This window comes from Mesorhizobium sp. M8A.F.Ca.ET.165.01.1.1, assembly GCF_004792065.1.
Classification (GTDB): domain Bacteria; phylum Pseudomonadota; class Alphaproteobacteria; order Rhizobiales; family Rhizobiaceae; genus Mesorhizobium.
In genome coordinates this window covers 1-289 of record NZ_SRTH01000236.1, presented here as the reverse complement: position 1 = coordinate 289, position 289 = coordinate 1, and the positions used below count along the sequence as shown (strand labels likewise).

Below are 289 nucleotides of genomic sequence, written 5' to 3'. Positions count from 1 at the left end.
CTCGAAGGGGCTCGACGCGGCCGGCTCAATCTCCGGCACGGTCAAGGTCACCGGCGCGCCGGCGAGCCCGTCGGTTGCCTTCAACATCGATGCTTCCGGCGTGCAGACCTCGCAAACGCGCGGCGCCGGCCTCGGCGGCATGAACGTGTCGTCGTCGGGAAATTTTGCCGGCAACAAGCTCGCCTTCGACGCCAATATCAGCGACGGGGCCGGCCTTGGCCTCAAGGGCGGCGGCTCGGTGACGACGGCGGGCACACCGGCCCTGGTGCTCGACTTCAACGGGAAGGTG

Annotated in this window: 1 protein-coding gene; it reads left to right on the top strand. The window is 68.9% G+C overall.

All coding sequences use genetic code 11. From position 1 onward, the window contains the following. Nucleotides 1-289 (top strand): hypothetical protein (locus tag EN808_RS35890; RefSeq protein ID WP_135918273.1); only part of this gene is annotated, 289 nt, incomplete at both ends.